The organism is Paenibacillus sp. FSL P4-0184 (genome assembly GCF_038004625.1).
GTDB lineage: Bacteria > Bacillota > Bacilli > Paenibacillales > Paenibacillaceae > Paenibacillus_AQ.
Genome location: NZ_JBBORN010000002.1, coordinates 473089 through 498867 on the forward strand (window position 1 = coordinate 473089; position 25779 = coordinate 498867).

Below are 25779 nucleotides of genomic sequence, written 5' to 3' on the forward strand. Positions count from 1 at the left end.
CATACAGTTTATATATGTTTTTAACACCGGGAATCTTTAGGTTATTCGGGATTACAAGCTTAATGTATTTATTGTGTTTTGTGTTATTTAGAATCATCAAGATCAGATTTTGAATAGAATTGAGGTGTGCTGATGCTAGATTCGTCAGGACTACATATTTGCTTCGATCCAGCAGGCCGTGAAATTGAAATCCTTGATGTTACTCCAGTCGGTAAAGATAAATACCGCATCGAAGAGACGCCGATCTTTAATCCAAGTGTTACAATGGGTGATATTATACGGGTGAAAGAAGAGCTAGGGATCTATTACTATCAGGAAACTGTACAGAAATCTCATTTCAAAAGGTACGCTTGGCTCCTCAGTAAAGAGGCTGTTGATTCAGCAGCCATTTCTGCTTTTAAACAACGGATCACAGAGAATGATGGGAAATGTGAACAGATCTTTGGCGGTTTGTTGGTTATTCATATTCCTAAGAATACTATGATGGACGTAGATGGGGAAATGAATCGCATTATTGAGCGGTTTTAGAAGTGTGGGTACGTAAATATTAACGAGTATGAATAAGAAAAAAAATGCTGCTGCATGAAATGCAAGGAAGCTTGCATTTCATGCAGCAGCATGGAGAATAGGTGAAACGGTTTAGACAATCTGAGCGATACAATCTATACTTATTTTATTTCTTTCATAAATGTCTTAAAATTTTCGGCGATTTCTTTTGATTTGGTATGGTGCAGATAATGTCCTGCATCAAGTTTTACCAATTTTCCTTGTACGGAATTTTTGACTTGCTTTTCATGCAATGATATCCAATCTTTTAAGAGAGTATCATCCCCTTGTACAAAGAGCAAAAGGGGAAGATCCTTTGGAAAAGTTGAATTTAGAGCCCCTTTATAATTAGAAGCCATATGTCCCATTTCATTTAAGTGAGTGTAATTATAAGTGTTTCTAAGCGTAAACAATCTCAATTGTTCTTTAGTTTCATCATCAAACGGCAATCCATCATAGGGGTTTCCGCTTGATTTCAATACCAATCTGCCCAAGCCTGATTTTCTAAGAAATTTTAATTTTCCTGATGGTATTTTAACATTTGTTCTGTCTTCTGTTGCAATACTATTATCAATCCCGACAAATGCACTCACTTCGTTTGGATATTTGTTCACATAATTCAAACTGTACATACCGGAAATAGAGTGTGCCATTAGAATATAACGGTCAATATTAAGCTGCTTTACAGCTTCATGAATTTCACTCACAATGTTTTCTGTGGTTCGCTCTTTTTCAGTTCTATCACTTAATCCATAACCGAAAGGCTCAATCACAACAACTTTGTAAAATGGTGATAGTTCATCTATTAACAGCTTAAAATCAAGTCCCGGTGCCACCGTTCCATAACCAGGTAAGAGCACGACAGTCTCTTCACCATTTCCTTGAATCAAAACGTTCATATTTTTACCATCGACGCTTACAGACTGACCATAGGGTTTTATTTTAGCTTGGTCCGATTTATTGAGGAAAATATTAGCGACAAAAACAGTCACTAGAAAAAGCACTATTGCAGTAGCTAAAGCCCCTAAGGAAATAAGTATAATTTTAAGCGGTTTATTCATCCTTTTTTTTATAACCTCATCTTCTGGTTTCACTCGCATCTTCTCCTGTTCTAATTGCTTTATTCTAGCTATCTTAACGAATTGCTAAAGGAAGCTTACCCGATGAAGATGAACTATACATGACGACAATATGAACTGAATATGAACGAGCGAAAAAAGCTTCTGCACCGATCAAAGAGTTTATAAAATTAATATGAGGTGAGCAATTATGTTGAAATTTATCAAACAATATTTGCCTAGTGTTGCTATCGCAGTGGTCCTATCTTTGTTTGTAAGAACTTATGTTGCTGAAGCCATGAGGGTTCCTACTGGCTCTATGATTCCTACAATTGAAATTAATGACCGTCTAATCGTTGAAAAAATGTTATGGATGACGACACTCGATCATGGAGATATCGTCGTGTTTACGCCTCCGGTAGCAGGTGATGAGAATAAAAGATATGTAAAGCGGTTGATAGGGTTGCCAGGTGATACCATTGAAATTAAAGATGGAGCCCTTTACAGAAATGGAACGGAGATCAATGAACCCTATCTTAATGAGCGGATGAATTATACTTTTGGACCCGTTACGGTTCCGGCGGATCATTACTTTTTTCTCGGAGATAACCGGAATATAAGCTATGATGCTCATCTCTGGGCTACTCCTTTTGTAGCGAAGGATCAGTTGATTGGAAAAGTGATAGCGGACTTTAGTATTCCTTTTTAGGTGATGTTGCGGGGGTCTTTTGAACTAATTGAGAGTGTTAATGAGACTTTAACCATATTGTGACTTTGGAATAATTTAGCTATCCTTAAGGTAAAATATACCTATTGATAGGAAGGGTGCAGAATTTTGAAAGCTCATGTCACGGATCTCAAACATGGCGATTGTCTAATGTTGGACACTTTTAATAGTGTTGGTTTACACGTGCTCCCAAAAGGGACAATTGTTTACCAAGAAGAAATCACCCTCCTGATGAGACATCGTATCGATTATGTCGATATTGAACCTCGCAGCATTGCGATGGATAATGAGGGAACGAATCTGGAGCAAAGCCTAAATGGAAACTTTGATCTAGCGATCCAAAACTATGAATCTATTTTTCTAGAAGCACTCAGCAAGGGCAGTTTCACGCAGTCAGATGTAGATCTTACGTTGCAGCCCTTGCTGGAAAAAATGGATGAACATAAGGATGTAGTTTCCTTATTGCTGTTGCTTGAACGAGAAGACGTTGGTACATACAATCATTCATTACAGGTCGGACTGCTATCATTTTACATAGCGACTTGGTTAGGTTATACCAAAGAAGAACGCTACGAGATTAGCCGGGCAGGGTATTTACACGACATAGGAAAAAGTCAGATCGACCCATCTATCTTAAATAAGACGGGGATCTTAACCCCTGAGGAAACTGAAGAACTAAAGCGTCACACTTCGTATGGATACGATATTATTCTTAAATCTATGAATGACGAGAAGACCGCTCTGGTGGCGCTTCAGCATCATGAATTCGAGGATGGGACTGGTTATCCTAATATGCTTCGTAAAGCGGACCTGCACCCGTATACACTGATTGTGGCTGTTGCTAATGCCTATGTTGGGATGACCTCTGCAAGAGTGAATCAACCCAAACAAGGGCTGATTACCGTTCTGCGCAAGGTGCATGAGCTGGGCTTTGGCAAGCTGAATGGAAATGCGGTACAAGCTTTGATTGGACATTTACTGCCGAACTTCGTAGGTAAAAGTGTTCAGCTTAGCAACGGAGAGCAAGGTACGATTATTATGAACAACCCTTTGGATATTTTTAAACCGTTAGTGAAAGTAGATGAAACTACGTTTAGGGATTTATCCAAGGAACGAAATTTGACCGTTGAGGAAGTATTTATTTAACGAATAGTTTTGTCTGGATAAATGGAAAGGCTATCTCCTGATTCAAAATCAGAGGATAGTCTTTTTATGTTATAATCGAAATTGGGTTAACAACCCTTTAATATGAAGTAGGAGAGTGCTTATTGTGATTATCAAGTTCATTCGTTTGCGTTAATTCAAGGTGCAATTCAATGATACCAACATCCATTTATTTCAAAATGTGACGGGTCTTATTTAAGTGTGCATTCTTTGATTATCAAATTCGAATGAAATGAGGAATAAATAATGAGCGAAAAGATATTTAAAGTAAACGGTATTGATATATGTTCGGATAGTTTTGGAGACCCCAGTAATCCTGCAGTATTACTAATTATGGGTGCCACTTGTTCAATGGTTTATTGGGATGAGGAGTTTTGTCAGCGATTAGCAGATACAGGACGATATGTTATAAGGTATGATAACCGGGATGTGGGACGTTCTGTTGTATATAAGCCTGGGAGTTCTAATTATACGGTAATTGATATGGCCGATGATGCTGCTAGGTTACTTGACGCTTATAATATAGAACAGGCAAATATCGTTGGGATGTCCTTAGGTGGAATGATTGCACAAGTCCTTGCTATACGTCATCCCCAAAAAGTTCTAACCTTAACATTGATCGCATCTAGCATTTTTGAATCTGATGATAATGACCGGAACTTACCTCCAATGGATGAGAGGATCCTCGCATTTCATGCCAATGGAGCTAGTCTGGATTGGTCAGATGAAGAAGCGGTCGCAGATTACTTGGTTTCCGGTTCCAGCATACTCTGTGGATCAAAACATAAATTCGATGAGAAAAGAGCGTATAAACAAGTTAGGATGGAAATAAAACGTGCAAACAACTTGCTCAGCATGTTTAATCATTCGCTTCTTACAGGAGTGGATGACTACGAGGGGAAGGCGAAAAATACCATGGTTTCTACCTTAGTTATCCACGGTACAGAAGACAGCGTACTTCCATTGGAGCATGGTCTGGCGCTTGCCGATGAAATTCCTAATGCGTCGCTACTAACCCTAGAAGGAACGGGTCACGAAGTTCACCCTGATGATTGGGAAACAATAATTAATGCTATTTCGAATCATACATTAGGCAGTAATGCTTAACGAGGTTTAAATAGTTAGATAATGAAGGGTTACAATACGGTGATGCCGATTGTAGCCCTTTTTCGCCTTCTTTTTAGGAATTAAAGCGTTTAACTAATTTTTCCTTATGTGCAGTAAATGCCTCTTCTAAAGTGATACCATACAAATCGGCTAACAAGGCTATATTTCCTAGCACATCACCAATTTCCTCAATCAAGTCTTGTTTCAGTTGCTCTGGTGGAGGGGTAGATTCATCTGGGCGATCTCTTCCGATTTCATAGGAGCGTACTGCCCGTGCAACCTCACCGGTCTCTTCCATAAGAAATCCAACCCGTATAAAAGGACCATAATCGGTCCAGCCTCTTTGTCCATAATAATTTTTAATCCATTTCTGCACTTCATTGATCTCCATATTATGTAGCACTCCTTAATCTTTTATATGATTTATTCTCCAACATATAGTATATTAGATGTCGGATATTATCAATATATAGTTTGGAGATGAGGATTTGAAATCAATTTGTGTTTTTGCAGGATCGAATTTGGGGGTGCATGAGGAATATAAAGTCAAAGCTGTTGAACTTGGAAACTACATGGCTATGAACCAATATCGCTTAGTTTACGGGGGATCAAAAATTGGATTGATGGGTGAAGTCGCCAATGCTGTTTTGAACGGTGGAGGTGAGGTGATCGGAGTTATGCCTAGGGGATTGTTTAATGGAGAGATGGTACATAGAGAATTAACGCAGCTGATAGAAGTGGACGATATGCATGGACGAAAAGCAAAAATGGGAGAATTGGCGGATGGGTTTATTGCTTTACCCGGCGGTTTTGGGACGTATGAAGAGCTGTTTGAGGTTTTGTGCTGGTCACAAATCGGTATACATAAGAAACCGGTAGGGGTTTTAAATATCAGGAATTATTTTGATCCTCTGATGAATCTAATTCAACATAGCATTAAAGAGGGATTTTCTAACGCTTCGCATCTTAGTTTGTTAAATATAGATCAAGAACCCTTGGAACTATTAAAAAAATTAGAAAGCTATGTCCCTCAAACGTTGGAGCAAAAGTGGAAACAGCTTAACTAGAGAACAGTTACTGTAACAGATGAAAGGGCTGCCGAGAGGGAGCTCTTTTTCTGCTAATCATTAGATGTGGTAGAATATGGGTAGGTTAATACCCCATTTGAAATATGGGATTTGAATCAAATTAACTTTGAATAACCTCACATTCGCTCGCTGAATTTGAATTTCACTAGTGGATTGGCTATGATAAATATAGAGAAAAGCTACAAGAGGAGAAATGGATAATGACCCCCGAGAATCAAATCGAACAATTTAAGAAGCTTAAGCACGAGATCACCCGGTTTATGTTGATTTATAAATTTGCGCTTGATGAGATGGAGACGAAGATTGAGATCCTCAAACAGGAGTTTCAGTCTCTTCACGATTACAGTCCTATTGAACATACCAAATCGAGAATCAAGTCTCCCGAGAGTATTATGAACAAAATGCTCCGCAAAAATGGAGAATTATCTCTAGATTCTGTGAGAAATTGTATTAAAGACATTGCAGGTCTACGAATCACCTGTTCTTTTATCTCAGATATTTATCATGTAAGTGAAATGCTTCAGAAGCAGGACGACTTAACGGTTCTTGAAGTGAAGGATTATATTAAGAATCCCAAGCCTAACGGTTATCAAAGTTTGCATTTGCTGATTCAGGTACCTGTATTTATGTCAGATCGTCAGGAGTTAGTGTGCGTTGAGGTACAAATTCGTACCATTGCTATGGATTTCTGGGCAAGTCTCGAACATAAAATTTTCTATAAATATAATAAGTCAGTACCAGAGAGTATGACGCGTGAATTGAAAAATGCAGCGGATGCCGCTCATGCACTTGATCTGCAAATGGAGCGACTGCATCGGGACATTAAGGAAATCAAAGACGACGATGAAGATGATGATCTTAGTTCCTTTGAGGAGCTTCGCCGTATAGTGATTCACAATCAGCAATTCACACTTCCAGCTAACTTTATTAAGCTGCTTGGAGACAAATAAGCTGATTATATCACCTAGAGTTACCGTTTCTGGTTAACTCTAGGTTTTTTATTGTAGTTATCATTGCCACGTACAACTAGAATAGAGTATTCTCAACTTGAAAGAGAGACTTGTAATCATTGGCTTCATCAATTTGATATGAAGGAGAATGAACATGAGTGAGCGTAGACTCCGAACCATTACTGTAAATCAAATCGGATATCCGGTGGGTGGAGAAAAGATTGCAGTGTTTACTGGTGCTGGACATGACTTTCAGGTTGTTGATGTTGATCATGGAAATGTTGTATTCGAAGGGGAGACAGGTGCTCCCAGATTTGATGAGGCGAGTGGAGTAACTGTACATACAGGTGACTTTTCTGAGGTTCATGCAGTGGGCAGATACCGGATTGAGCAAGGTGAGGGGATAGCTTCGGCATCATTTATAATCTCAGATAAACCTTATCACGAGCTTCAACAGGGCTTGCTGAAGGCCTTTTATTATTATCGTTGCGGGGTTGAGTTAACTGAAGAGTATGCTGGAGATTGGAAGCATAAGGCATGTCATACAGCAGAGGGAATTGTATATGGTGAAACGGAGCGTCGTCTGGATTGTTCTGGAGGCTGGCATGATGCAGGTGATTATGGTAAATATAGCGGCCCTGGAGCCAAGGCCATCGCTGATCTATTACTAGCCTATGAGTTATATCCATCTGCTTTTGTAAGCGCTATCCCGATTCCTGAAAGTGGGGGGATAACTCCAGATATATTGCTGGAATGCAAAGTGGAGCTGGATTGGTTATTCAAAATGCAAGACTATAGAACAGGTGGAGTGTATCATAAGCTGACTACGCTGAGCTTTCCAGATTTGGATGTGATGCCAGAGGCTGATACAGCAGATCTATATTTCTCACCGGTGTCAGCAACCGCCACTGGAGATTTTGTTGGAGTCATGGCCATGGCAGCGCGGATGTATGAGCCCTTTGACTCAGCCTATGCGAAGAAATGTCTGGATGCCGCAACACTAGCTTGGGAATGGCTTGTTCAACATCCAGATGCACCAGGGTTTATAAATCCGCCAGAAATTAGCACCGGTGAATATGGAGATGGGAACGACAAGGATGAGCGGTATTGGGCAGCTGCGGAGCTCTATCGTACGACGGGGAAAGAAGAATACCATCAAGCTGTTCTGCAACTGGTGCAGTTGTCTTTTTCAAAATACAGTCTAGGCTGGGCAGATATGGGGGGCTACGGCACACTTGCATATCTATTAAATGGTGAAGATCTAGCAGACCGTGCTTTGTATGCTTCCTTAAGAGAAGGACTTCTAGCTGAAGCTGGACGTTTATCTGAACATAGTAGTGAGGATGGTTATAGGATCTCCTTAAAAGAGGAAGACTATATTTGGGGTAGCAATATGCTAGTAATGAACAATGCTATGCTGCTGCTAGTGGCTGAATATTTTAGTGGAGATTCGAGCTTTGCGGACTGTGCGCTAGATCATTTGCACTATCTGATGGGTCGTAACGTACTGGATATCAGTTATGTTACCGGATTTGGCGATCATCCAGTGATGCATCCGCATCATCGTCCATCTGTTGGTGACCATGTGGTTGATCCTGTGCCGGGTCTTGTATCTGGGGGGCCAGATCGTGGGCTTCATGATGAATATGTAGTAGAACATTTACAAGGAAAACCAGCCGCTCAGAGCTTTGCCGATCATGAACTTAGTTATTCTACGAATGAGGTAACGATCTACTGGAATTCACCTGCGGTGTTCGTTACAGCTCGGTTTAATCAATAAATTAATTAATATATGGGAAAGGCATGTCTCATGGGGGAGATGCCTTTCTCTTTTTTATGCAGCTAAAATGCTATAATACGAAATGGTATGATATTTTTTCGTTTGGCAATAGGAGGTAAAGCATTGAGCAGTATTTTTGAAATTCAAAGATTTGCAAAATTGAACTGGAAAAGCAGCGAACAAGCTTCGAAATATCTATTCTCTGACATCTCCGCTGAAATATCTGAATCGGACCGAATCGCTCTGATCGGTGCCTCGGGTCAAGGTAAAAGCACACTACTTAGAATAATGGCTCTGCTGGATGCTCCAGATGAAGGGGATATGCTTATCAAGGGTACTTCATTCAAAAATATGGATTCAAGGCTGTGGAGAATGAAAATCGGGTTTGTGGCTCAACAAGCGGTTATGTTGCCTGGCAGTGTGGAGGATAACCTAAGAACCGTCAGCAAGCTGCATAACAGACCATATGACCATAAATTAGTGCAGCGGCTATTGGAACAGCTAGGGCTGGAACAATTGGATTTGAGTAAAAAAGCAGCAGATTGCTCTGGCGGTGAAAAGCAGCGGATATCCCTGATTCGGTCATTGCTGCTGCGACCTAATGTTCTACTGCTCGATGAAATCACTGCATCACTAGACATTGACAGCACTCAAAGGGTAGAGGATCTACTAGAACAGTGGCATAAAGAAGAAGGGACTTCAATGATTTGGGTGACCCATGACCTTAAGCAGGCTAGCCGAATAAGCACTACTACATGGTTTATGGGGAATGGTAAGCTGGAACAACACTTGAGTGAATCTTTTTTTGCTGAATCTGCGGAAGACTTGGCAAAAAGATTTATTCGACCGTTAGAAGGAGCGTCATTCTTATGAGTTATACTGCACTGAGTTTCACGCTTCTGTTTGTGTTAGGGACTATGTTGGTCTCGGTATGGCAAAAGCTCGGACTAGAAAAAGATATTATTGTAGGCACTATAAGGTCGGCGATTCAATTGCTTGCGGTCGGATATGTACTGCAATTTATTTTTAAAACCGATCAGATGATCTATGTTATTTTGATAATAATCTTCATGATAAGTGTAGCCGCATGGAATGCAGCGAAAAGAGGAAAAGGTCTACGTGGATTAGTCTGGAGAATTGGACTTGCGATCGCTACTATGGAGCTCCTTATGATGGGGATTCTGCTCGGCTTACATATTATTGAGGCGACCCCACAATATATCATTCCCATTAGTGGCATGACCATTGGTAGCGCTATGGTTGTCTCGGGTTTGTTCATTAACCATATCAAGCACGAAATACAGCAGAGCAAAGGAGAAATCGAGACCCTGCTGTCACTCGGTGCAACGGTTCCACAAGCGATCCATGAAGTTAGAAAAAGATCTGTGAAATTCAGCATGATCCCTACCATCGACGGAATGAAGACAGTAGGACTTGTCCAGCTTCCAGGTATGATGACGGGTATGATTATAGCAGGCGCTGATCCGGTAATCGCTGTTCGCTACCAGATTCTGATTGTGTTCTCATTCACCGCCTCTGCGGCCATAACAAGTATATTGCTAAGTGTACTGAGCTACCAACTCTTTTTCACGCCTGATCAACGGCTTAAACAATCGGTAGAACGATAATAGATTTCTATTTCTCACAAGCGATTCCGTTATTGTCACGGTCGCTTTTTTTGTTGGCATTTTGGTTACATAAAAGTTAGCGATAACGGGGAATAATTAGAATTCAATTCACATGAGGTGAAAAAGCTTTCTATGAGGTGATTCTGATTAGTAAAAAGAAATTGGCGGCTACCCTGATCGCAGGTGTATTCCTTCTGCCAGGAATCGCAATAGGTGCACCTGATAACGGAACGGTGATTCAGTCTAATGGAAAGCTGCTCTCAGCCATGCCTTTGCCAGCTCCCGAGTCTAAACGAATCATATTGCCTTCTGCGTTTCAAGCGGCTGAGCTATACGGGTTCGGTTTGCAGCACCGGAATGCGTCAATTCAATATTCGATCTTTTCCATGGAACTCAAAAAGGTTATGTATCCGCAGTTTGTTGAACTGAATTGGGTAACGGGCGTATCCAGTCCGTGGATTACAAAGTACGAGGTTACTAAAGAAACAGTAATTAACCCGAATTCAGAGGTCATAGAAATGCGCATAGATTCCGCGACTTCAAATGGTCCGGAACCATCCATGCTACTGACGATCTCACTTGTTAAAGATCATAATAGCTGGGTGATTACCGGAGTGAAGCCGAATCCTTAAATGACATGCGGAGAATTGTAAAAAGAGCAAGCGTAGTAGGGAACATTCCCGTACGCTTGCTCTTTTTTACTGACTGAATGCACTATTCCGCTATTACGCGACTAATCTCTACCCGCCTTGACCATCAATTCCGCCATCATTTTTGGCTCGGTTCGGACAGTGGTCATATGATCACCTTTGCCCTCGATGAAGCGGAAAATGCCCAAATGACTGGATTGAGTCGGGTGAAACCCATATGGACCTTGTGGGATAGCCGTGTCTTCCGTCAGATAAAGATAACTTTTAGGGATTTGGAGACTGTAGAATTTCTTGAGATCCAGCTTTTCAAACAGTGGGGTAGCTGGTTCAGGCGGAGCTTGTTTATAAAAGGCTTGTGCTTGCGCAAGACTGGCAGTGTTGACGAAGGTATCCCGGAAGAGCGGGAAAGGGAGCGTGATGGTGTTATTACCGGAAGCGTCTCTTAGCTGTTCAAAGGATTTAAGTGACTCAGCAGGAAATTGATCTGCCACACTTTGCCCGTCAAGCGGCGCGAAGGCATCAAAGAACACGATCCGTTTGATCCGATCAGGTACTTGCTGGGAAACTGTTTGAATGACTGATCCGCCGAAGCTATGTCCGAGCAGAATAAAATCCTTCAAGTCTTTTTGCTTAATATAGTCGACAACGGACTTTGTGATTTGCTCATGTGTTACATTATTATTCTTATCCGCGCCATGTCCTGCATATTCCGGTGTGTAGACGGTGTGCCCTAACTTACGAAGCTCAGAGGCTGTTTCATCCCAAAAACCTGCAGTAGCCCAAGACCCATGAATCAGAACAAAGGTTAATGGAGTCTGTTTGGTAGAGGATTTGTGGTTAGCGGCTGCAACCGTGGAGTGTTGATTCAAAGGCTGTAACCCCATAATGGTGAAGATAGAGATACATAACGCTAATACTATTTTAATGTGAATCGATTTCATACTTTGCCTCCTGTATAGTGTGAGAATTTAACATTATAGAGGATGCCCCGATTGACAGAGAAAGATGAATTTTTATTGGAGTCAGTGAATCTCCGGCACCTAGGCATAGGCAAACGCATATGTTGTTCTAGGAAATCAAAAATTTACGGGAACAGAAGGGTAGGAATAAACAGTGACTTCATACATGGATTATATGTCCCCTAATACACAATTTACTTTTGATGTGAACACTAATACTCTCTTTAAAAAGGATGCCAACAACTACATTAATTTACTGTCGGTTAAGCAGTTGAACACACTGGAGAATACCTCACTCCTTGATATTTTTCTTAGCAAATCGAATGTGGTGGAGCCTCATTATCATCAAAATGCGGCAGAGCTTGTCTATTGTATCTGCGGTTCAGCAGTAGTGTCTATACTCAATCCGTTTACAAATGAACTTCTTCATTTCCCAATATGTCCAGGTCAAGTGGCGAATGTGCCGCAAGGCTGGTGGCATTATGAAGTAGCTACTGTCGATAATACACATCTGCTTGCCATTTTTGACGCACCTATTCCTGAGGTTATCTTAGGCTCGGATATTTTGAGCAAAACTCCGGCAAATGTATTGGCCCATACTTACTGTTTGAATGAAGCATTGGTAAAGGAAGCGTTAGCTCCTATTAAACCTGGCACCTTTATCGGCCCACCTGCCGACTGCTGTGAGGAAGATAAAGTAAAGGGAGTCAATAATATGGCCCCGAATATGGCACCAAATATGTCTCCTAATATGAATATGCATGCAAATATGAAACCAAATATGCAACCTAACATGCATCCAAACATGCAGCCATATGCTCATATGCAAGCTCAACCTATTCCGATCTCTTCACAAATGCCTCCAGCGACGCAAGCATTTAACTACCAGCCTTACCCGATGCAAGGATACTACAATCAAGGCTATGAGCAACACTATCGGCAACAGCCTTATATTCAACAACAACCGAATTATCAATATTCAAATAATCAAGAGTAACTACAAAAAACCTCCCAAGATTAAGTCTCCCGGGAGGTTTGCTTGTTAGGGCTTAAGATAAACGGACAAGCACTCTGCCTCGTGTATTTCCTTGCAGAATATCTTCCAATGCTTGTGGCAGTTCATTTAAGGTTACTTCACGATCTACAAGGTTCTCAAGCTGTGCAGGCTTCAAATCAGTTGCCATTCGTGTCCACACCTTTTCGCGTAGCTCAGCAGGACACTCTACGGAATCAATACCGAGCAGGTTAACCCCACGAAGAATAAAGGGAAGGACGGTAGTTGGAACAGAAGTGCCACCGGTCAGGCCGCTTGCAGCAACAGAACCTCTGTAGGAGATTTTACTCAAAATCGACGCAAGTGAGTTTCCGCCAACGGAATCTACAGCACCTTGCCATAGTTGCTTCTCTAATGGTTTGCTAGATCCGCCCGTAACCTCTTCACGTGAAATGACTTCTTCCGCGCCAAGAGTTTTCAAATATTCGTTAGCTTCTGTATTACCAGTGCTGGCCACTACGCTATAGCCTTTTGTGCTAAGCATAGCGATAGCCGATCCACCCACACCACCAGTCGCTCCCGTTACGAGTACTTTGCCTTTGTCTGGTGCTAAGTCATTGTCTTCCAGAGCTTGAATGGACAAGGCTGCAGTTAGTCCAGCTGTACCATAGATCATGGCTTCTCTTAGTGTAAGTCCTTCCGGAAGTGGGGTGATCCAAGCGGCAGGAATTCGTGTATATTCGCTATATCCTCCAAAGTGAGATACACCCATACCATACCCTGTAGCGATAACTTGTTGTCCTTCATGAAACCGCTCGTCTGTAGAAGACACCACAGTACCGGATAAGTCGATGCCTGGAATAAAAGGGTATGATCTTACAATTTTTCCGTTAGGGATACTGGCTAATCCGTCTTTATAATTCACACTGGAGTATGCAACCTTAATTACAACTTCTCCTGCGGGTAGTTCTTCTAAGGCAACCGGCTTAACAGCGACGGAGAATGATGATTCTGTTTTGTCGACAACTAATGCTTGAAATGATTCTGTCATAAGTGTAATCTCCTTCAACTACGTTATAGGTAAGACATGTATATAATATTTATTCTGATCAGTCAACTCGTCATTGTCTATGATATAACGCAAGTTAGACGTAGTGTAGGATTCTTTGATTGTGTATTGTAAAATTATAATCGAACTATCCATGTTATTTGTACAGTGGACGTGTTAAGTTCAGACTGCTGGTATACAACTTGTTTTTAAGGGAGAATTATTGAAATGTCTATTATAAAGTTAATTCGTGAACATGAGATCGAACCGTATTTGGACCTCTTAGCTGAGGTTGAACATATCCATCTGGATAGAAACAATCCTAACCATGAGCAGTGGCTGAGACGCCGCATACAGTCACATTTTCAGCGGGGGGCGTTGTTTTATGCCTATCATGAGAATGAACAAGACGATGCTTTTGGTATTGTTGCCGTTCTGCATGAGGAGGCACCGATTGGCATTCCCGCGCTTGGAGCAAGAGCAGAAGTCCTAGATATTGGAGTATGTAAAGATCATCGCAGAAAAGGAATAGGAGGTATTTTACTACAGCATGTAGAAGAAGTTGTTAAGAGTAGGGGAGCTTACTGTTTACTTATGCTGACCTATGCAGAAGATTATGATGTGATTGCTTTTTACGGTAAAAACGGCTTTGTGCCCGTCGCTACAATCCCTGATGTATTTGGTCCGGGTGCCGAAGGGAATACTATCTTAAGAAAAATACTAAGGTGATCTATTCAATAGGAAGAAAGTTTGTTTAAATGGTATAGTATAGTGTATTTGAAATCTTAGGGTTGAAGAAAGAGAGGCTAATTCATGGCTATTGCAACAACGATGATTGTCAGGCTCGAAATTCGGAAATCGGTTGCTTCTTTTGGTGATGTTGCTTCAGGAATTGCCACTGCAGGTGGAGATATCGTTGCTATTGACGTGATTCGTGCAGGTAAGGATGTAACAACTCGAGATATAACAATAAACGTGCAAGATGCCTCGAATGGAGAAATGATGTCTATACTATCGAAGATGCCAGGAGTCAAAGTAATTAATGTATCAGATCGAACTTTTCTAGCTCATCTTGGCGGGAAAATTGAAATCACACCTAAAATGCCTATCAAAAATCGGGAGGATTTATCGCTGGTGTATACACCGGGAGTTGCCCGAGTGTGTACGGCGATTGCCGAAGATCCGAACAAAGCCTATTCTTTGACGATGAAGCGGAATACAGTAGCCGTCGTTACAGACGGAACGGCTGTGCTTGGACTAGGGGATATTGGACCGGAAGCGGCTATGCCTGTTATGGAAGGTAAGGCTATGCTGTTTAAGCAATTAGCGAACATCGATGCTTTTCCACTATGCTTAAATACTAAAGATTCAGATGAAATCATTAATATCGTTAAAGCAGTATCTCCTGGATTTGGGGGAATCAACTTAGAAGATATCAGTTCTCCGCGCTGTTTCGAGATTGAACGTCGGCTGGCCGAAGAGCTGGATATTCCGGTATTTCATGATGATCAGCACGGTACATCTGTTGTAGTGTTGGCAGGTCTTTTGAATGCGCTTAAAGTAGTAAATAAATCTATCGAAGATGTTCGAATTGTCGTTGTGGGTATAGGTGCAGCTGGTGTGTCCATTTGTAATATGCTTTTGGCGGCAGGAGCTCGCAAAATCTACGCGGTTGATCGTGAAGGTGTTCTTAGAAAAGATCTTCAGTATGATAATCAGGAATGGCGGAAGCTTGCTGATGCAACTAACCCGGAAGGTATTGAAGGTGGACTGACGGAGGTTATGCAGGGAGCAGATGTCTTTATTGGGGTGTCACGTGGTGGGATTCTATCCGTCGATCATCTCAAGAGTATGGCCAGCGATAACATTGTGTTTGCGATGGCTAATCCGACACCGGAGATTGAACCAGAATTGGCCGAGCCTTTTGTCCGCGTATTAGCGACAGGTAGAAGTGACTATCCGAATCAGATCAACAATGTGCTGTGTTTTCCGGGTATCTTCCGTGGCGCACTAGATTGCAGAGCAAAAACAGTGAATCTTGAAATGAAGCTGGCCGCGGCAAAAGCGATTGCTTCAGTCGTTCATCCGGATGAGGTTAATGAGCAATACGTAATCCCAAGTATTTTTAACGAAAAAGTGGTAGAGTTAGTGCGTCTGGCAGTGATCCATGCAGCTATTGCAACGGATGTAGCCCGCCGGATCCCTAAGGATATTGATAAGGATATGGATTAAAAGCGGTACTATAAATGGACTGCTCTGCTTTGTGAGAGAGTGGTCTATTTTTTATACATTGATACATAACTGAGGGGCATATCATAATTAGGCCGAAAAGTATTTATTCCCATTTTAGTAAAGTGGCTGATATAATTACAATAATGTATGAGATGTAGAAAGGGCATCCAAGTGGGTGCCCTTAAATTTTGCCTCTAGAGAAGGCAGTATCCAAAAAAGGATTAAATTAATTTTGAAGTGGTGAATTCATGAGAGAGTTTTACAGTCAGGTGAATCGAAAAATCTATTACATTGTAATGTTATTAAACATTACCCTTATGATATCTGGATTAATACTGTCTACAACAGAGTTGAATGGGATTGATTTTGGTTATATTGTACATTTTTTGTGTGTAATGTTTCTATCTGTTTGTTTATGGATCTATCCAAAGTATGAGACACATACCTTTAGAAAGATCATCATTCTTTTTGGATTTGCTTACTTCTATACGCTTTTCTTTTTATATCCTCAAACTTGGACCACCTATATTTTGATTTGCCTTATTCCTGCACTTTCTATTCTATTTTTCGATTTAAAATTGTTCTACTTTTCCTTTATTATAAATGGAATATTAATGGTGATTACTTTTAGTTATGTCATCTTTATTGATAAAGGTGAATTATATACTTATTTACATCATGACATTATAGGCAACATTATAAATATAATAGCTGTTCAAGCATTATTATTTTTCATTTTCCATTTATCATTTAAACGGATGAAAAAGCAGCAACTGTATTATGAACAATTACAGCAATCCGAGCGGTTAAAGATGGTAGGACAATTAACAGCTGCTGTTGCACATGAAATTCGAAATCCTATAACCGTGGTTAGAGGTTTTTTGCAATTGTTCAAAGAGGACGATTCATTTGATGATTCTAAAAAAAGTAAGTTCAACTTAATGATTGATGAATTAAACACAGTAGAACAGATTATCTCTCAATTTCTAACCCTATCCAAACCAAATGGAGATCAAAGATTAGAGAAGGTAGATGTGAAGGATGTTCTTCAAAGTGTTACGGGTCTGCTTCATTCCTATGCCATGCTATCTGATAACCAAATCGATATAAAGGTAGAGGAAGATTGTTTTATTTCCATTAATAAAATTGAGTTTAAGCAGTTACTCATTAATATTATAAAAAATGCGCTAGAAGCCTCGGATGTAGGGAAATCCGTCTCAGTCATAGCAAATAGAAATAATAATTTTATCGAGATCATGATCACCGATGAAGGAAGTGGGATGTCCGAGGCTGAGGTTAAGTCGCTGGGCACGCCTTTTTATTCATTAAAAAGTAATGGAACCGGTTTAGGGTTAATGATTTGCTTTAATATTGTAGAAAAATATGGTGGGGAAATTTATTATAATAGCTCTAAAGGTAAGGGGACAACAGTTACTATTCACTTTTTATCAGAATCGGGAGGGATCTATATTGATTAAGAAACTATCCGCACTGATGCTGTCTGGAATAATCATAGTTCTTCTTGCTGCCTGCAATACAACTACCTATAAACACAATTACACATTTACAGGTGAAGGAAAAGTATGGTCGGCTGAATATGTTCAAAAGGCAACAGAGAAGTTCATCGATAAAAAGGGTGAGAGACCAGATTATGAAACCTCGCAGCAATCTACATTTGAGCTTAAATATAAAGGTGAGCAAACGGATCTTGATAAGATTAATTATTTTAAATATAGCTTCAAGGGAACATCAGGTGGAGGAAGTAAAACCTTAGAAGATGTCGAGGGAGTAAGAAAAAGTGAGCTGAAGTCCGAAAGAGCTGGAAGCGGGGCGTTTGAACAGGAGAACTCGATTATTAAGGTTGTTGTTGAGTGGAATGGGCAGAAGGATGAATTTGAACTGAAAGTTCGTAAATAGTGTAGCATATATGAAAAAGATTATTAAATTAAAGAAAGCAGGTTGAACATCCATGGTCGTTATTAAAGAAATAGAATTGGAGTCTCTCCATGAACTTGGTGATTTATATCAGGAGCTAATGAATCACCCTTCTGATCTTAATAAAATGGAACAAGTATTTAAAGTGATTAAGACAGATCGTCGGTACATATTGTTGGGCGCTTTTGTGGACGGGTCTTTGATGGGGTCTTTGATGGGTATCATTTGTCATGATCTAATAGGAGATTGCAAACCGTTTATGGTGATTGAGAATGTGGTAGTTTCTTCGCGTGCCCGTCGTCAAGGTGTGGGCAAAAAACTGATGCTCGCCATTGAAGAAATAGCTCAGGAGAAAGACTGCTTTTATATCATTTTAGTCTCTGGAGAGAAGCGTAAGGAAGCGCATATTTTTTATGAATCGTTAGGGTATAGAGATGAGAAGGTGGAAGGATACCGAAAATATCTAAGTTCCCATTAAAAGGAGGCCTTGATCTGCAAACATTCTTTCAATATAACTGGATGGTTCGTGAACAATGGTACGAGTGGTGTGAGAATATTTCTGAAGAAGAGCTACTTGGGGCACGTACTGGTGGTGTAGGCAGCATATTGAAGACTCTGTTTCATATTGTTGATGTGGAGTGGAGCTGGATTCAAGTGTTGCAAGGTAAACCGGATTTTCAGGAGGATTTCGAACATTACAAGTCTTTGCAGCAGGTAAGAGAACTAGATGCGAAATTCCGGCCCGATGTAGAGCCGTTTGTACTTTCTTGGCATGCGGGTTTGGAGCGGAATATGTTTGAGGATCACCTGGCGGATGGCCGGATCGTGACGGATACTTGGGGTGAAGTGATGCGACATGTGATCGCTCATGAGATTCATCATGTCGGACAGTTGTCTGTTTGGGCAAGGGAAATCGGGAAGGAGCCAGTTTCTGCTAATTTGATTGGAAAAGGGCTCCGATGATTCGGGAATCGAAGGGATATGGCGTATATCATGTAGGGATGTCGCTGGAGAGCAGCGGCGGGAACCACAAATGACGAAGATCAACCCAGCCCTGACTATTGAAGCTTACTCCTCGGACCGAGGGGAGATAAGCAGTTTGGGTGGGTTTTTCATACAAGATGTGCAGATGATGTTCCTCAAGAAGACGGTTCTCGATCATACTAAAGCTCTCGGATCTAGCCTCAGGGTTAGGTTCTCGTGCAATGGTATAGAGCCAGCCTTCAATATCCGCACGAGTATGCGGTTCTATATGCTGGGAAAGCGTGAGATATAGATCAAATAAACGAAGCTGTTCATCCTCGTCACGAAATAATGAGAAAACAATCAGGTCGGACTCCAGTCGGATCGGGCCCTTGAACTCCTCTGGAGACACGGAAACAACCGTACACGGAGAACCTTGACGCTCTAGTTTAGCAGCAATACATTCAGCATCGTTAGCATATTGCGGAATGGTAGTTATTTGCAAGGTGACCTCATAGTCTTCCATTGACTTATGCGTTACAGACGCTGACTCTTCTTTTAAACAGGATACGATCTTTGCCCGAAGAAGGGGGTCGCTAAGCGGTCCTTTTTTTTGTGTGTTGCAGGTAACAAATTTACGGATGTAGGACTCTGAATGAATCCGACTCCAAGAAGAAGAATTGGTGGATGAAGGATTCTGAATCACATGAAAAGCCGAGCCAGGATCTGAGGAATCGGACGCAGTATCCCACGGAACATACATTATTTCGACTCGATCTAAATGAGCTCTTCCTAGAAAATAATAAGGAAAAACCTCCAGCACACAAGTGTCCTCATTCATGTCCACAACCTTAAATGGTCCTGTCCCCACAGGTCTGCGGCCAAAGCTAGGTTCGTCCATTCCTTCTAAATCACGCGGAACAATTGCCGCTCTACTCGTACATAAGAAAGGGAGGAATAGCTCATTGGGCTGTTTAAGTGTAATTTGAACGGTGGATGGGTTTAGTGCGGTAACTTGCTGGATTTCTTTGAAAATATAGCTATAGAGTGTCCGCTTTGAGGTTTGCATCAGCCGTCCCAAGGAATAGACTACATCTTTTGCCGTCAGTACTTTTCCATGATGGAACAACACTTCTTTGCGTAGAAAAAAAGTCCAAATCGTACGGCTCTCATCCACTTCCCAGGCATGAGCAAGACTAGGCACAATCTTATCCCGTTCCCCGCTGCGTCTCACTAATCCGTCGAAGACATGACTGGAAACAAAAGACTCTGCCAATAGATTCATATGAAGCGGGTCGAAGGTATGTAGCTGCTGGGTGATGGGAAGCCGCAGGGTATCAATCTGTTTGTCACTCCGGATTTCAGAATGATGACCAAAATAGGTCAGCAGCCAGCCTTGTAAGGTATCTTGCAGCGAGGAAGAGCTGGCATGGGTTTTGATGCCATCAATAGCTTTGTGAACATCTTTACGGCTGATAGCCTGCATCATGGATTGAAGCGCAATTTCTTCAGAAGGGACAAGGAACTGTAATAAGGAACGACTTCCACGTCCGCGCTTAGGCGTCCATTGGACCCATTCCAGCTGCATCATTTTATTCACAATATGCATGGCATTGCGGTGTGTACATCCGAAGGTCAAGGCTAGCTCATCCATCGTAACTGAGATTTCTGTGACTCCCCCAAACTGAGAGTGCAGCTTTAAATATTGGCTATGCAGCTTCATGGTTTAAGTCCCTTTCAGAAAATAGGAAATTATTAAAAAATTCTTTCTCTTTTTTTTCTTATTTTATCACTTAGAATAAGGATAAGAAAGTAAGAATATGGGGGTGTTTACCATGACCGATGAAACGGAGCTTAAGCTTAATCGATCACTTGCCGCTTTAATTGTTGCCTTCTTACTGGCGATTGTTCATCAGTTGTTGTTCTACGGAAAGTTGCCAGGGGTTTCTTATCCTATCTTCGTTTGTCTGTTTTATGTGTATATGCTTTATTACGCTAAGGCTAAAATGCGCAAACTGACCAAACTCAGTTATTTCTGGTTTGGAGCGATTTTTCTACTCTCGATGACCTATGTGTTGTTTCATAATCTTTTCTACTTTGGGTTGAACCTATTAGTAATCCCTGTGCTGATTTTATTACATATGACTTATTTGCTAAGTGATAAACGCCCCTCTTGGAGTCAATTCAGAATACTTTGGGATACACTAGAGCATTTGCTTCCACAGAACTTTCGCCACTGGGGTACTGTGTTCAAGGACTTCAAAAGTAGCAGTGATAGTAAGGTGAAGGATGAACGCAAGCAAGTGCTGGGGAAAGTGTTTACAGGACTTGCGATCTCTTTACCGATACTGCTTGTTGTAATTACCCTGCTGGCCTCGGCCGATGGTGTGTTTCATCATGTGCTAATATGGCTGCCAAATATGCTGGATCGAATTTCATTTGGTGAAATTATTGTGCGGACGTTGTGGATATTCCTGATGGGCATGGGATTGTTCGGCTTAGTATGGGGCTTTGTAGATTCGAAGATCTATGACTGGAATGTGCAACCAAGGGAGTATGGACCTGTGCAGGCGCCTGTGACCTTTAAGGTTGATCCAGTAATTATGACGACAATTCTTATAGCTATTAACACGGTATATGTTCTGTTCGTAATCGTCCAATTTTCTTACTTGTTTGGAGCTTGGGAAGGGATGTTACCAGAGGGTAGTTCTTATGCTGATTACGCTCGTAGTGGATTCTTCGAGTTAATTATGGTGACCACGATTAATTTCGTGATTCTAATGCTGGGGTTGGGATCAGAAGGAAAGAGGGGCGGACTGCTCCAAAAAGTCATTAATATTATGCTGTATATCTTGGTCGGCTGTTCAACTGTCATGTTGTATTCTGCCTATACTAGACTAACCCTATATGAAGAGGCGTATGGATATACTACGATTCGTTTCCTAGTTCATGCATTTATGATATTTATGGGTTTGCTGTTGATTCTTGCAGCTGTACGGATTGTTGTACCCCGTTTGCCGTTGGCTAAATGTTATATTGTGCTAGGTCTGACCTCTTATGTTGTTATGAACTATATAGGTATGGATGTCATTATAGCTAATAAGAATATAGAGCGTTATGAGGTGAGTGGTAAGCTGGATGCTGATTATTTGGTTGGTCTGTCACCGGAAGTCATCCCTTCTCTGATTAAGTTCAGTCGTAAGGAAGATGGGATGCTAGATCAATTTTTGAAAAGCAAATGGTGGGACGGTGCTCAGCGAGAGCGGAAGTGGCAGTCCTTTAATTTCCCGGAATATCAGGCGCAGCGTGAGCTGAAGAAGTATTTTGCACAGTAAAGGTTAGAAGAAGGTGTGAGGAAAGTGAGAAAAAAGCCATTTAGTAACGGCTGGTTATTTATCATCATTTTTATTACGGTAGGTTTAAGTTATGGGATCTATCATATTTATTTATACAATGCCCCAAGACAAAATCATTACTCTCGCGTATCCAGCAGCAATCTAGAGCAGGAACGTCTGGGAGACATCCAGCTGCTTCAGAGTCTCGAATCGCTCACCCAGGCACCTAAACCACGTGACGATATTGAACGGTATCAATATTATCATTTGGACAACGAAACAACAGTAGCCACAGCGCGTGGTGACGATAAAATCATTCTAATTAGCGTCTATTCCGATCTGAAGATGAGTACTGCCAGAGGTATTCATGTGGGGTCTTCTACAGATGATGTGATTGAAGCTTATGGCTCTTCTTATTATAAAAGAGGGGAACAAGGGGCTGAGATTATCGGGTATGTGGATAAAATCAATCATCGGAATTTAGAATTTTGGTTACAAGATCAGAAAGTGAATATGATCCGATATAGTGTGGACTCTGTTGTGATGTAAGATGTTTTGGGATTTCCTTACAAGCATAAACGGCCTTCGGCTTCCTTATAAGGTCGATAAGCGGTTAAGCGAGAAATATAAGAAATATAGTATTGTGTGAAACTTATACTTTCTTATATTATTAAAAAGGACATATGTCCTTTTTTTGTGGGGTATTCTAAATTACACTTATTTGAGCAAACAATAGAGGGGGCACCACATGCAAACGATAAATGACCGTGAAGCTGTCCGTGCCTTGGCAGTGAAGAACGGTCTGGACGGAATTTTTAGCCCGCTAGTCACGTATAAAATGGAATTGAGACGTTATACGGATGAAGAGAAGCTGTGTTTGGTTGGCGATCAGTTGGATGGGATGTTCATATTGGTTGAGGGCAAGCTCAAAATTCAGACATTGCTGCCGAACGGCAAATCTATGCTGGTGCGGTTTACAAATCCGATATCAGTGATTGGGGATGTGGAGCTGCTTCATCGCTTTCCTGTCAAGAATCAAGTGGAGTCTGTGGGTGAGAGCTTGATTCTTTTTGCCGGGAGAAGATTACTGCTGAGAGAGCTTGAGGAAAATACTGCTTTGTTACGTTTTCTCGTAGGGGAACTTAGTCACAAATTGCATACGCTCGGCCAAGCCTCCGCACTTAACCTGTTGTATCCGGTCGAGAATCGATTTGCCAGCTATTTGATGTCTTTATTCGCCGATAAAAACGGTGACCGACGTGTGGAGGAGATTCGGACCTCTAGCCTTATAGAGACAGCAGAGTTGTTAGGTACAAGTTATCGGCATCTTAACCGGATCGTGCGTCGGTTCATTGATGAAGGAATTATTACACGAAATCGTGGACGCCTAAGCGTACTGGACGAAGGGAAGCTCGCTGAGCTGGCGAACGGAAATTTATACGAATAAAAAGATCTCTAAAGACCATTAGTTCCAGCCTTGGGCCGGACGTAGAGGTCTTTTTGTTTTTTTAAGCGAACATTCAGTTCAAATTCAGAGTGGCTTAAGGGAACGATAGTAGGATAAAAGTACCAATTTGAAACCTACTATACATATAGAGATGAGGAACAACGATGTTTAGAAATATCCGCGGAAAAATGATATTGGGATTTACTGCTGTGATTGTGGTCTTTCTAGTGGCAATAGCAGGAAACACATGGTTTCAAGGAAAGGCTACGATACTGACGGATCAGGTCAATCGCAATTGGAACAAACTGTCGCTTGTACAGGGATTAACGGATAAAATTCGTACGGCAGATGAGCTAGGGGCTCGTTATGTGATGAGCAACACAGAGGCTGAGCGAAAATCATATCTTTCTATGTACGAAGAGACGCTCCCATTGATTGAGAATGCCATCAAGGAGCTGGAGAGTGTTAGATTAAGTGAAGAAGAACTAAAGGGTGTAACGGAGCTGAAGGGGAAATGGAATGATTATTTGATCGTTTTGAAGGAAGCCTTCGCCTTAGCCAAGGATGGAAACTTCCCGGAAGCGCAGAAGAAGTTTACCAATTTATCTTTAGATGCAATGATTGAATCTCAGATTGTATTCCAGAGCATGCTCATGGAGGCAATACAGAACGGGCAGAGTCAAGCAGAAGCCCATCGTAATAACGCTATGATTACTAGCTTTGGAGTGACCGGATTATCGGTTGTTCTTGCCCTAATTCTTGCACTATTAATATCTGGACGAATTATTAAACCACTTCGTGATGTGAACACACAGCTGAAGGAGATTGCAGATGGAGATGCCGATCTTACTCGCAAACTAAACGTCCGGTCAAAAGATGAGATTGGTGAACTGGCGTTTAATTTTAATAAAATGACAGAAAATTTGGGCTCGATGATTGAACAAGTGAAGCTATCCGCGAATAGTCTTGCGAATTCCTCTACAAATCTTACCTCAGATAGTGGAGTGACAGCAGGTGCCACAGAACGAATATCGGATATTATCGGTGAAGTAGCTTTGGGAACTGCTAAACAGATGAATGATCTACAGACCAATACAATATCGTTCTCAGAAATATCGATTGGAATCGGTCAAATTGCCTCTAGTGTTCAGGATATTTCTGAAGCCTCGCATTGCTCTGCGTCATTTGCTATTGCCGGAGATGAATCACTTCTGGCGGCAGGTCAGCAGATGGAATCCATTAATCGATCCATACAGTCTCTGTCACTGCAAGTTCAGGGTTTCGTGAATCGATCACAGGATATTGGCAGTATTGTAGGAGTTATAAAAGGGATCGCTTCGCAGACAAATATGCTGGCGTTAAATGCGACAATTGAGGCAGCCCGCGCGGGTGAACAAGGTAGAGGATTCGCTATAGTTGCTGATCAAGTTCGTAAGCTGGCTGAGCAGTCTACAGAATCCGCTAATCAAATTGCGGAAATGGCGAGCGGGATTCAAAGTGAAGCAGATAATGCGATGAAGGTTATGATGAGTAGTATGAGTGAAGTAAGGGGAGGCACGGAGATTATTCAGCAGGCTGGACGTTCCTTTAGTGAGATTCGGTTATCTATAGATTCACTAGCCGAGCAGGTTCAGGAAGTATCCGGAGCTGTGGAAGAGATCACAGCGGCTACGGATGAGATTGTGGAATCGCTTCGAAGTGTTACGACAATTGCAGAAACGACTGCAGCGAGTACACAACATGTGTCGGCAGCCTCACAAGAGCAAAGGGCTTCGGTGGAACAAATTGCTTCCTCTGCAAGTGAATTAAACTTAATGGCTCATGGACTACAGGGGCTGGTAGCTAGATTTAATGTATAAGGCGAGCTTCGGAGAGTTGAGGGGGAATCCCAGTGCTCTCTGGAGCTTTCTTTTTTTATTTGGTTGAACGTAATATCCCACATACTAAGCATAGAAATCGCCATCGACGTCCACCTGCCTATAACTTATATTATTACCATTATTAGTTAGTTTGTGGTCAACCTCTGGGTATAGATCAAAGACTTATTGAAGTTAGAGTCAAGGATACGGGAGGACAGGCAGCTAATAATAAAATGATTGTTAAGTCTCGTTGAAAACTATCAGGTCCATTTTAGGAGGCGAATGTCTATAACAATACTATTTTGAAAG

At 41.4% G+C, this 25779-nt stretch carries 25 protein-coding genes and 2 pseudogenes; 21 read left to right on the forward strand and 6 right to left on the reverse strand.

Annotated elements, in window-relative coordinates:
* The first annotated feature begins 132 nt into the window (after window positions 1-132).
* Complete coding sequence (locus tag MKY52_RS23780; protein WP_076298441.1) at window positions 133-528, forward strand: DUF4265 domain-containing protein; 396 nt, start codon at window positions 133-135, stop codon at window positions 526-528.
* A 140-nt stretch (window positions 529-668) separates the two neighbouring features.
* Here the strand turns inward: MKY52_RS23780 and MKY52_RS23785 are convergent, their stop codons facing one another.
* A complete protein-coding gene (locus tag MKY52_RS23785; RefSeq protein ID WP_445671031.1) occupies window positions 669-1646 on the reverse strand; it encodes an alpha/beta hydrolase in 978 nt (325 codons plus the stop codon).
* Between the two features lie 169 nt (window positions 1647-1815).
* Between MKY52_RS23785 and lepB the strand changes: the two genes are divergently transcribed.
* The 3 genes from lepB to MKY52_RS23800 all read left to right on the forward strand — a co-directional run bounded on the left by lepB (window position 1816) and on the right by MKY52_RS23800 (window position 4602).
* Window positions 1816-2313 (forward strand): signal peptidase I, encoded by a 498-nt coding sequence (lepB, locus tag MKY52_RS23790; protein WP_076283028.1) that lies wholly within the window; start codon window positions 1816-1818, stop codon window positions 2311-2313.
* Window positions 2314-2439: 126 nt separating this feature from the next.
* Window positions 2440-3477, forward strand: coding sequence for an HD-GYP domain-containing protein (locus MKY52_RS23795; RefSeq protein WP_042187147.1), 1038 nt, complete (start codon window positions 2440-2442; stop codon window positions 3475-3477).
* Between the two features lie 264 nt (window positions 3478-3741).
* A complete protein-coding gene (locus MKY52_RS23800) occupies window positions 3742-4602 on the forward strand; it encodes an alpha/beta fold hydrolase (RefSeq protein ID WP_076298439.1) in 861 nt (286 codons plus the stop codon).
* 73 nt (window positions 4603-4675) lie between these two features.
* On the opposite strand, the gene MKY52_RS23805 is transcribed toward MKY52_RS23800, so the two are convergent.
* Complete coding sequence (locus tag MKY52_RS23805) at window positions 4676-4993, reverse strand: MazG nucleotide pyrophosphohydrolase domain-containing protein (protein ID WP_076283026.1); 318 nt, start codon at window positions 4991-4993, stop codon at window positions 4676-4678.
* A 97-nt stretch (window positions 4994-5090) separates the two neighbouring features.
* Here MKY52_RS23805 and MKY52_RS23810 point away from each other — a divergent pair, with 97 nt between their 5' ends.
* The 5 genes from MKY52_RS23810 (at window position 5091) to MKY52_RS23830 (ending at window position 10048) form a co-directional block, all read left to right on the forward strand.
* Window positions 5091-5669, forward strand: a complete 579-nt coding sequence (locus MKY52_RS23810; RefSeq protein ID WP_341053930.1) for an LOG family protein — start codon at window positions 5091-5093, stop codon at window positions 5667-5669.
* Window positions 5670-5890: 221 nt separating this feature from the next.
* The gene (locus tag MKY52_RS23815) at window positions 5891-6640 is read left to right on the forward strand and encodes a GTP pyrophosphokinase (protein ID WP_042187155.1); all 750 of its coding nucleotides are present in this window, start codon (window positions 5891-5893) and stop codon (window positions 6638-6640) included.
* A gap of 154 nt (window positions 6641-6794) precedes the next feature.
* Window positions 6795-8420 (forward strand): glycoside hydrolase family 9 protein, encoded by a 1626-nt coding sequence (locus MKY52_RS23820; RefSeq protein WP_341053932.1) that lies wholly within the window; start codon window positions 6795-6797, stop codon window positions 8418-8420.
* Between the two features lie 123 nt (window positions 8421-8543).
* A complete protein-coding gene (locus MKY52_RS23825; RefSeq protein ID WP_341053933.1) occupies window positions 8544-9293 on the forward strand; it encodes an ABC transporter ATP-binding protein in 750 nt (249 codons plus the stop codon).
* On the forward strand, window positions 9290-10048 hold the full coding sequence (locus MKY52_RS23830) for an ABC transporter permease (RefSeq protein ID WP_341053936.1): 759 nt from the start codon (window positions 9290-9292) through the stop codon (window positions 10046-10048). The genes MKY52_RS23825 and MKY52_RS23830 overlap by 4 nt, the downstream gene beginning before the upstream one ends.
* Before the next feature lie 7 nt (window positions 10049-10055).
* On the opposite strand, the pseudogene MKY52_RS30425 reads toward MKY52_RS23830, so the two are convergent.
* Window positions 10056-10103, reverse strand: a pseudogene (locus MKY52_RS30425) (excalibur calcium-binding domain-containing protein); the annotation flags it as partial.
* A gap of 82 nt (window positions 10104-10185) precedes the next feature.
* Here MKY52_RS30425 and MKY52_RS23835 point away from each other — a divergent pair.
* Window positions 10186-10680: a hypothetical protein gene (locus MKY52_RS23835; protein WP_341053938.1), complete on the forward strand. Its 495-nt coding sequence runs from the start codon at window positions 10186-10188 to the stop codon at window positions 10678-10680.
* A gap of 101 nt (window positions 10681-10781) precedes the next feature.
* Here MKY52_RS23835 and MKY52_RS23840 read toward each other — a convergent pair whose 3' ends face one another.
* The gene (locus tag MKY52_RS23840) at window positions 10782-11639 is read right to left on the reverse strand and encodes an alpha/beta hydrolase (RefSeq protein ID WP_341053939.1); all 858 of its coding nucleotides are present in this window, start codon (window positions 11637-11639) and stop codon (window positions 10782-10784) included.
* Window positions 11640-11811: 172 nt separating this feature from the next.
* Between MKY52_RS23840 and MKY52_RS23845 the strand changes: the two are divergent.
* A pseudogene (locus MKY52_RS23845) lies at window positions 11812-12399 on the forward strand (cupin domain-containing protein); the annotation flags it as partial.
* A 307-nt stretch (window positions 12400-12706) separates the two neighbouring features.
* Here MKY52_RS23845 and MKY52_RS23850 read toward each other — a convergent pair.
* Window positions 12707-13702: an acrylyl-CoA reductase family protein gene (locus MKY52_RS23850; RefSeq protein WP_341053941.1), complete on the reverse strand. Its 996-nt coding sequence runs from the start codon at window positions 13700-13702 to the stop codon at window positions 12707-12709.
* A gap of 225 nt (window positions 13703-13927) precedes the next feature.
* Here MKY52_RS23850 and MKY52_RS23855 point away from each other — a divergent pair, with 225 nt between their 5' ends.
* The 6 genes from MKY52_RS23855 (at window position 13928) to MKY52_RS23880 (ending at window position 18829) form a co-directional block, all read left to right on the forward strand.
* Window positions 13928-14428: a GNAT family N-acetyltransferase gene (locus tag MKY52_RS23855; protein WP_341053944.1), complete on the forward strand. Its 501-nt coding sequence runs from the start codon at window positions 13928-13930 to the stop codon at window positions 14426-14428.
* A gap of 84 nt (window positions 14429-14512) precedes the next feature.
* Window positions 14513-15931, forward strand: a complete 1419-nt coding sequence (locus tag MKY52_RS23860) for an NAD-dependent malic enzyme (RefSeq protein ID WP_341053947.1) — start codon at window positions 14513-14515, stop codon at window positions 15929-15931.
* A gap of 248 nt (window positions 15932-16179) precedes the next feature.
* On the forward strand, window positions 16180-17409 hold the full coding sequence (locus MKY52_RS23865; RefSeq protein ID WP_341053949.1) for a HAMP domain-containing sensor histidine kinase: 1230 nt from the start codon (window positions 16180-16182) through the stop codon (window positions 17407-17409).
* On the forward strand, window positions 17402-17848 hold the full coding sequence (locus MKY52_RS23870) for a hypothetical protein (protein ID WP_341053951.1): 447 nt from the start codon (window positions 17402-17404) through the stop codon (window positions 17846-17848). Before MKY52_RS23865 ends, MKY52_RS23870 begins: the two co-directional genes overlap by 8 nt.
* Before the next feature lie 52 nt (window positions 17849-17900).
* Window positions 17901-18344, forward strand: coding sequence for a GNAT family N-acetyltransferase (locus tag MKY52_RS23875; protein ID WP_341053953.1), 444 nt, complete (start codon window positions 17901-17903; stop codon window positions 18342-18344).
* Window positions 18345-18358: 14 nt separating this feature from the next.
* Complete coding sequence (locus tag MKY52_RS23880; RefSeq protein ID WP_341055614.1) at window positions 18359-18829, forward strand: DinB family protein; 471 nt, start codon at window positions 18359-18361, stop codon at window positions 18827-18829.
* Window positions 18830-18857: 28 nt separating this feature from the next.
* Here the strand turns inward: MKY52_RS23880 and MKY52_RS23885 are convergent, their stop codons facing one another.
* The gene (locus MKY52_RS23885) at window positions 18858-20552 is read right to left on the reverse strand and encodes an ABC transporter substrate-binding protein (RefSeq protein WP_341053955.1); all 1695 of its coding nucleotides are present in this window, start codon (window positions 20550-20552) and stop codon (window positions 18858-18860) included.
* A 112-nt stretch (window positions 20553-20664) separates the two neighbouring features.
* Here MKY52_RS23885 and MKY52_RS23890 point away from each other — a divergent pair, with 112 nt between their 5' ends.
* From MKY52_RS23890 to MKY52_RS23905, 4 genes are all read left to right on the forward strand, one after another.
* Window positions 20665-22164 carry a DUF4153 domain-containing protein gene (locus MKY52_RS23890; protein WP_341053957.1) on the forward strand — a complete coding sequence of 500 codons (1500 nt, stop codon included), beginning with the start codon at window positions 20665-20667 and terminating at the stop codon, window positions 22162-22164.
* A gap of 24 nt (window positions 22165-22188) precedes the next feature.
* Window positions 22189-22713: a hypothetical protein gene (locus MKY52_RS23895; RefSeq protein WP_341053959.1), complete on the forward strand. Its 525-nt coding sequence runs from the start codon at window positions 22189-22191 to the stop codon at window positions 22711-22713.
* Window positions 22714-22912: 199 nt separating this feature from the next.
* Window positions 22913-23611: a Crp/Fnr family transcriptional regulator gene (locus MKY52_RS23900; RefSeq protein ID WP_076283011.1), complete on the forward strand. Its 699-nt coding sequence runs from the start codon at window positions 22913-22915 to the stop codon at window positions 23609-23611.
* Between the two features lie 164 nt (window positions 23612-23775).
* Entirely contained in the window at window positions 23776-25470 is a 1695-nt protein-coding gene (locus tag MKY52_RS23905; RefSeq protein ID WP_341053961.1) for a methyl-accepting chemotaxis protein, read from the forward strand.
* Window positions 25471-25779: the final 309 nt, after the last annotated feature.